The sequence below is a fragment of the Aeromonas sp. 603757 genome (assembly GCF_049171255.1).
GTDB lineage: Bacteria > Pseudomonadota > Gammaproteobacteria > Enterobacterales > Aeromonadaceae > Aeromonas > Aeromonas veronii_A.
The window spans coordinates 125,372-132,901 of the sequence record NZ_JAAKOE010000012.1 but is presented as its reverse complement, the minus strand read 5'-3'; the positions used below and the strand labels follow the sequence as shown (position 1 = coordinate 132,901).

Here is a 7,530-nt window from a genome sequence, read left to right as displayed (position 1 = left end):
GGGTATCGCCAAGCGGTAAGGCAGCGGGTTTTGATCTCGCCATCCCTAGGTTCGAATCCTAGTACCCCAGCCATTTTTCTGTTCTCTTCCACATCAGTGGTCGATAACAAACGGCTATGTAGCTCAGTTGGTTAGAGCATCGCACTCATAATGCGGGGGTCACAGGTTCGAATCCCGTCATAGCCACCATTAATATTGCGGAAGTGGCGAAATTGGTAGACGCACCAGATTTAGGTTCTGGCGCCCTAGGCGTGAGAGTTCGAGTCTCTCCTTCCGCACCATTAATAGCAGTACCAAACAGACCAGCTCACGCTGGTTTTTTTGTGTCTGAAATTTGCCTCTCCCCAGTTTTTCTCTCGCTCCTCTATTAACCCAGCTCCACGTTAATTCCCGTCCACATCACTCTTCACTGATTCCGAACACGCCTTGCCACTCTTGTCTCCCAGACATAAAAAAGCGGCCCGCAGGCCGCTGGTGCACACATTCATCATCCCGGTTATCAGAACGGGAAGAACCAAGGGATCGCCACCACGCTGACCGCCATCACCAGCAGGGTGAAGGGCACCCCGATGCGGATAAAATCGGCGAACTTGTAGTTGCCCGGCCCCAGCACCAGGGTATTCACCGGTGACGAGACCGGCGTCATAAAAGCGGCCGAGGCGGCGATGGCAATGGTCATGGCAAACGGATAGGGCGATACCCCCATCTGCTGGGCCGTGCCCAGCGCAATAGGCGCCATCAATACCGCCGTCGCCGTGTTGGAGATAAAGAGCCCGATCACCGCGCAGAGGGCAAACAGGCTGGCCAGCATGACCCGCGGCCCCATCTCCCCTACCGCATTGATCAGACCACCGACGATCAGATCCACCCCGCCGGTTTTTTGCAACGCCAGCGCGAAGGGGAGCATGCCGACGATGAGGATCAGGGTCGGCCAGTGGATCGACTTGTAGGCACTCTCCATGTCGATGCAGCGAAACTTGCCCATCAGCAGACAGGCGATCAGCGCGGCAATCACGTTGGGCACCGGATCGGTCACCATCAGCAGGATCATCACTCCAAGACAGAAGAGGGCATGAATGGCCTGACTGCGGGCGGGGGCCATCTCGTCCACTTCGGCGGGCAGCCCCATCAGCAGAAAGTCGCGGCTATGGGTCTGCAACTGTCTGATGTGGCTCCAATTCCCTACCACCAGCAGGGTGTCGCCCATCTGCAACGGCTCGTCTACCAGCTTGCCTGCCAGTGCCTCACCGTCGCGGCGCAGCCCCACCACGCTCAGGCCATAGCTGGAGCGGAAGGTCACCTCACGCACGCTTTTACCCAGCAGCTTGGACTCGGGGATCAGCGACACCTCGGCCATCCCCACCTCCCGCGCCTGATCGGAGAAGTACTCCCCGCGCAGGATCATGGGTTCGAGCCGCGCCTCGCTGCAAAACGCCCGCACATCCACCTCGGGGTCTGACATGTCGATCAGCAGCACATCCTTGGCCTGAAATTCACTGATCCCCGACACCGGCACCATCACCCGGCGAAACTTGCGCCAGCGCTCCACCCCGATGACGTGGGCACCATAACGGGCACGCAGTTGCAGCTCGTCCAGGGTGTGACCAATCAGCGGGGAGTCCGGCCGCAGCGCCAAACGACGAGCCCGACCGGCCAATCGGTAGTCTCGGATCAGATCGCGCAGGGTGCGGCGCCCGGTCGGCTTGCCTTTGCCCTCTTCTCCCTCGCCCACCAAGGAGCCGCGCACCAGCAGCATGTAGAGGATGCCCAGCCCCAGGATCAGCAGGCCCATGGGGGTGAAATCGAAGAACCCGAAACCGTGAATGCCGTGACGCATCAGCTCGCTGTTGACCACCATGTTGGGGGGCGTGGCCACCAGCGTCATCATGCCGCTGATCAGCCCGGCAAAACCGAGGGGCATCATCAGGCGACCGGCCGGGATCCCCATCCGGTTCGCCACGCTCAGCACCACCGGGATAAAGATGGCCACCACCCCGGTGCTGCTCATCACAGCCCCAAGACTTGCCACCGCCACCATCAGCAGTACCAGCAGCTTGGTCTCGCTGCTACCCGCCACCTTCACCAGCGCATCCCCCACCTGATAGGCGATGCCGGTGCGCACCAGCCCCTCACCCACCACAAACAGGGCGGCAATCAGAATAACGTTGGGATCGCTAAAGCCCGCCAGCGCCTCCGGCAGGGTGAGGGTGCCGCTCAGCACAAAGAGGATAATGATCAACAGGGCGACCACGTCCATGCGCACCTTGTTGGTCATAAAGAGATAGATGGCGCCAGCCAGCAGACAGAGCACCCAGACAAGCTCGGAATTCAATGCAACCTCCTTTTATCACGTGATTCTTCTCCCGAAGAGTGGACTCTATCAGACCACAGCCATGGCGCTATCATCTTGCTACATATCAATAAAGTCCGGCCCATCGGGGCACCATAACCCATCACTGCTGGAATAACCGGGCAGCAGCAGTGATTTCTTTGATATGGGCCAAGCCCGGGGCGGACAAAAGTCCTGCCCCTCCTCCCCCTCACCCCTTAGAATGGCGTCCTCGCATACTTACCCTCATGCCCAAGGATCAGAAAATGAGCATATTCGAGCTGTTCAGCATCAATAACACGCTAGTGACCATCCCGCTGGGTGGCGGCTATGCCATGTCATGGATTGAAGCCATCGGCACCCTGTTTGGTCTGGCCTGTATCTGGTTCGCCAGTCAGGAGAAGACCATCAACTACCTGTTTGGCCTGATCAACGTCAGCCTGTTTGCCATCATCTTCTTCCAGATCCAGCTCTACGGACTCTTGATGCTGCAGCTGTTCTTCTTCTGCGCCAACGTCTACGGCTGGTACGCCTGGACCCGCCCCGCCAACGAGCAAGGGGATACCCTGCAGATCCGCTGGCTCAGCAAATCCAAACTGATGGTGACCGCCGCCGTGAGCGTGCTGGCCATCGCTCTGCTGACCCGCTATATCGACCCGGTCTTCGCCACCCTGGCACGCACCTCGGTCTCCCTGCTCAACCTGTTTGGTGCCAACCTTGCCATCCCCGAGCCCTCCCCCGATGCCTTCCCGTTCTGGGATGCCACCATGACGGTGCTCTCGGTGGTCGCGCAGATCCTGATGACCCGCAAATACGTGGAGAACTGGATCCTCTGGGTCGTCATCAACATCATCAGCATCGGTGTCTATGCCGCGCAGGGCGTCTATGCCATGTCGCTCGAATACCTGATCCTGCTGTTTATCGCCGCCAACGGCACCCGCCTCTGGGTGATTGCCGCCAAGCGCCAGCCACAAGGTCTGTAAGCCATGAGTCTGTTACCCCATCTGCAGTGCCGCCCCGACCAGATTGCCGAGCGGGTGGTACTGTGCGGCGACCCGGCCCGGGTCGATCGCATCGCCAGCCAGCTCGAGCAGTGTGAAGTGCTGGGGCAAAACCGGGAGTTTCGCCTCATCAACGGCCGCTATCAGGGAGTGCCGATCACTGTTTGCAGCACCGGCATCGGCGGTGCCTCGGCCATCATAGCGCTGGAGGAGCTGGTGCAGGCGGGGGCCCGCTCGCTTATTCGGGTCGGCTCCGCCGGTGCCCTGCAGCACGACATCGGGCTCGGCGACCTTATCGTGGTAGAAGGCGCTGTGCGCAATGAGGGGGCCTCACAGGCCTATCTGCCCGCCGAGTACCCCGCCTGCGCCGATATCTGGCTGCAGGCCGCCTTGCTCAACCATGTAGCGACCGGCAGCCAGCCTCATTGGCACGGGCTGGTACGCTCCCACGACAGCTTCTATCGAGATGATGAGCAGGAGGTGTGCCGCTACTGGCATGCCCGTGGCGTGCTCGGCGCTGACATGGAGACCGCCTCCCTGCTGACCGTGGGTCGCCTGCGCAAGGTGCGGGTCGCCGCCGTGCTCTGCAACGTGGTGCTATTCGAGCAGGATGTGCAACAAGGGGTGGCGGATTACGCCAGCGCCGAACAGGCGATGATGGCCGGTGAGCAGCACGCCATCGCCGCCGCCCTCCACGCGTTGGTGCAATAACCCGCAAACCGTTAACTGCGGCACATCCGCTACCGTGCGGGCTGGTATCCGGCCCGCACTCTTGCTAGCCTCATGGCCCACGTCATCCGGTGCGACAGGCAAGTCATGCAGCAACAGCCCTACCCCCTCGGCCGTTTTCACGCCGAACTCCAGCAGCTTGAACCCCGCTTTGCCGCGGCGCTCGAAGCCTGCACCCTGTTTCTGCGCCGTTACCTACCGGGCGAATTGATCATGCGGCAGGGGGAGCAGAGCGAGCAGCTCTATCTGGTCGAACATGGCCGGGTCTCCCTCAACAGCACGGTACACTCTGGCCGCCGCTTCCAGCTTGGCGAAATTGAGTGTCACAGCCAGATCTTCGGCGAAATGGAGTTCTTCAGCGCCACCCCGGTGCAGTGGAACGTGGTGGCCGAGACCGAGCTGGATGCCCGGGTCATCTGCGCCCACAAGCTGGCCCTGCGGCTGCTGGCCGAACCCGAGCTGACCCTGTTCTTTGCCGCCGCGCTTGCCAGCGACTATCTCGACACCCTGGAGATCACCACCAGCCGGCTGCTCCACCCCATCGCCTACAACATCGCCTATGAGCTATGGCGTGAGCGCCAGCGCACTCCGATGCTGGGATCGCGCAAGCGGGCCCATGAGGCGGCGCGCTTCGGCACCACCGAGCGGGTTTACCGCCGCGCCCTCAAGGAGCTGGTCGAACAGGGCATAATTGCCGACAGCAGTGACGGCCCCGTTATCACCGATCTGGCCAAGCTGCGCGCCTATCTCGATCTTTGATTTCCATTCACCTCATTTCGATTCACCCAGTCAGGAGTCACCATGTCTGCTCATTCCTATCCCGAATTCACCTTCTTCAGCCGCTTCGTTGCCGACATTCAGGCGGGCCGCAAGACCATCACCATCCGCGACGAGAGCGAGGCCAACTGGCAGCCCGGCCAACGTCTGGCGCTGTTCACCAACCCGGAGCATCAGCCCTTTGGCACCATAGAGGTGCTCTCGGTCAAGGCGGTCGCCTTCGATGAACTGAATGAGGAGCACGCCCGTCAGGAGAACATGACCCTCCCCGAACTCAAACAGGTGATCCGCGATATCTACCCCGATCTGCCGCCGCTCTATGTGATTGAATTCAAACTGATTGCCTGAGCCGGATTTGGCCATTGCCGAGCGATGTGTTAATAGTGTCCTCTTTTGAATCATGGAGGTGACCCGAGTGTTTGAAATAGCGAGCCTGAAAGAGGGGATGATGCACGGGGTCGAGCTGTTCCAGCTGCTGCTGGAGATCATCTCCATCGCCTGTGTGGTGATAGGGCTTGGCAAGACCCTCTGGCTGGCGGCAAGAGTGCGGGATCACCAGCCCGGTTTTCCGCGTATTCGTCTCTGCTTTGGCAGTTGGCTCATTCTGGCGCTGGAGTTCCAGCTCGCCGCCGACATCTTGGCCACCACGGTCGCGCCAAGCAAGGAGGAGCTGATCCGCCTTGCCATCATCGCGGTGATCCGCACCTTCCTGAACTACTTCCTCGGCAAGGAGCTGGAAGCACAAGCGGAACGCCAACAAGAGAAGGCAGAGCGCCAGCAGGAGCAGCGCAGCGAGCAGGCCAAGGCTGCTCAATAACCTGTATTCCTGCAGAGTATCAGCGCTAAGTACCGTGCTATCCCGACCATAGCCGTGGCCCGGGATGGCACCTTTGTGACCCTTCCCTCACTTTTGGCAATCAGCTAACTATGGAACCCTTTTCAAGGTTTCCCCTGCCCTGTCGAGGGCCCGCGCATCTGGGTAAGATAGAAATAACTCCTCCCCAACCGGCCAAGCTGATGAACCCGCAACCCCGCCATACGCCCGATATCGACCTCGATAGCTGTGTCATCTACCAGATCTACCCCATGAGTTTTCAGGACAGCGATGGCGACGGCATGGGCGATATCAACGGCATCCGTCAGCGCCTCGATTATCTGGCCACCCTCGGGGTCGATATGCTGTGGCTCACCCCCATCTATCGCTCCCCCAAGCGGGACAACGGCTATGACGTGGCGGACTACCGTGCCATCGACCCCGCCTTCGGCACCCTGACCGAGATGGAGCAGCTGATAGCCGAAGCGGCCGCCCACGGCATCGGCATCATGATGGATATCGTCGCCAACCACACCTCCACCGAGCACGAGTGGTTTATGAAGGCACTGGCCGGGGATCCCCGTTATCAGGGTTATTACGTATTCCGGGATCAAGCCTTTGTCGATGCTCACCCCATTACCTCGATTTTTGGCGGCAGCGGCTGGCAATATGTGCCAGCGCTTGATCGCTACTATCTGCACAACTTCGATCCCAGTCAGGCCGATCTGGACTGGGACAACCCGGCGGTGCGCGCCGAGATGGCAGAGGTGATCAACTTCTGGCTGGGCAAAGGGATCAAGGGATTTCGCTTCGATGTGATCGATATGGTGAGCAAGGAGTGGGACCGACTGGCCATGAGCAATGGCCCGCGCCTGCACGACTATATCCGCGAGCTCAATGCCGCCAGCTTCGGCGGCAAAGGGATCATCACGGTAGGGGAAACCTGGGGAGCCGATCTCGCCCATATGCAGAACTATTCGAACCACGACGGCAGCGAGTTCAGCATGGTGTTCAACTTCGAGCATCTGGGGCTCGGCAGTGACAAGTGGTCATCCCGCTTCGATCCCCTCGCCTTCAAACGAGCCATGGCCCGCCACCAGCAAGGGCTGCACGGTCAGGGCTGGAACAGCCTGTTTCTCGGCAACCACGACCTGCCCCGCGCCGTCTCCCGCTTTGGCGATGACAGGCCAGAGTGGCGTGAAACCAGCGCCAACCTGTGGGCTATGGTGCTGCACATGATGCAGGGTACTCCTTTCATCTATCAAGGGGAGGAGCTCGCCATGACCAACCGCCACTGGCAGCCGGGCGAGCTGCGCGATGTGGAGGCGCTCAACTACCGCGCCAGCCAGTCAGGGCTGGATCCTGCCGAGCTGAGTCGGCGGCTCGATGCCATCGGCCGCGACAACGCCCGTACCCCGATGCAGTGGGACGCCGGCCCCCACGCCGGTTTCAGCGCCACCACACCCTGGATTGCCCTCAACGCCAACCACGTTGCAATCAATGCAGCCGAGCAGTTGATCCGCCCCGACTCGCCGTTTCACTGCTATCGCCAACTCATCGCCTTGCGCAAGGCTCACCCTGTCGTTCGCCACGGCAATTTCGAACTGCTGGATGGGGATGATCCCGAGCGCATCAGCTATCGCCGCCACTGGCAGGATCCGGCCAGCGGAGAGCGGCACACCCTGCTGCTGCTCGCCAATCTCACGGCGACCCCCTTGCCGATGCCCCACTTCGACAAGGTGACACACAAGATGCGGTTGCTGCTGGCCAATTACCCAAGCGAACCGCTGCAGCTCTTCGCCCCTTATCAGTGCGCCATCTGGCTGCAAGTGGATCAGGGTTAACCACGTGCTGACGGGCCATGTCAATGGCCCATCAGC

Annotated in this window: 7 protein-coding genes and 2 tRNA genes; 8 read left to right on the top strand and 1 reads right to left on the bottom strand. The window is 60.6% G+C overall.

Annotated elements, in window-relative coordinates; genetic code table 11:
- Positions 1-112: 112 nt before the first annotated feature.
- Both G5332_RS13220 and G5332_RS13215 read left to right on the top strand, forming a co-directional pair.
- A tRNA-Met gene (locus G5332_RS13220) sits at positions 113-189 on the top strand.
- Between the two features lie 8 nt (positions 190-197).
- Positions 198-281: transfer RNA gene (locus G5332_RS13215), tRNA-Leu, on the top strand.
- Between the two features lie 218 nt (positions 282-499).
- Here G5332_RS13215 and G5332_RS13210 read toward each other — a convergent pair.
- Entirely contained in the window at positions 500-2,332 is a 1,833-nt protein-coding gene (locus G5332_RS13210; protein ID WP_157162129.1) for an SLC13 family permease, read from the bottom strand.
- A 263-nt stretch (positions 2,333-2,595) separates the two neighbouring features.
- Here G5332_RS13210 and pnuC point away from each other — a divergent pair, with 263 nt between their 5' ends.
- The 6 genes from pnuC (at position 2,596) to G5332_RS13180 (ending at position 7,494) form a co-directional block, all read left to right on the top strand.
- A complete protein-coding gene (pnuC, locus tag G5332_RS13205; protein WP_421311281.1) occupies positions 2,596-3,312 on the top strand; it encodes a nicotinamide riboside transporter PnuC in 717 nt (238 codons plus the stop codon).
- Positions 3,313-3,315: 3 nt separating this feature from the next.
- The gene (locus tag G5332_RS13200; RefSeq protein ID WP_421311280.1) at positions 3,316-4,041 is read left to right on the top strand and encodes a nucleoside phosphorylase; all 726 of its coding nucleotides are present in this window, start codon (positions 3,316-3,318) and stop codon (positions 4,039-4,041) included.
- 105 nt (positions 4,042-4,146) lie between these two features.
- A complete protein-coding gene (locus G5332_RS13195; RefSeq protein ID WP_421311279.1) occupies positions 4,147-4,818 on the top strand; it encodes a Crp/Fnr family transcriptional regulator in 672 nt (223 codons plus the stop codon).
- A gap of 42 nt (positions 4,819-4,860) precedes the next feature.
- Positions 4,861-5,184 (top strand): N(4)-acetylcytidine aminohydrolase, encoded by a 324-nt coding sequence (gene yqfB / locus G5332_RS13190; protein WP_421249701.1) that lies wholly within the window; start codon positions 4,861-4,863, stop codon positions 5,182-5,184.
- 67 nt (positions 5,185-5,251) lie between these two features.
- Positions 5,252-5,653 (top strand): DUF1622 domain-containing protein, encoded by a 402-nt coding sequence (locus G5332_RS13185; protein ID WP_047437940.1) that lies wholly within the window; start codon positions 5,252-5,254, stop codon positions 5,651-5,653.
- A gap of 200 nt (positions 5,654-5,853) precedes the next feature.
- On the top strand, positions 5,854-7,494 hold the full coding sequence (locus G5332_RS13180; protein ID WP_421311278.1) for an alpha-glucosidase: 1,641 nt from the start codon (positions 5,854-5,856) through the stop codon (positions 7,492-7,494).
- Positions 7,495-7,530 lie beyond the last annotated feature (36 nt).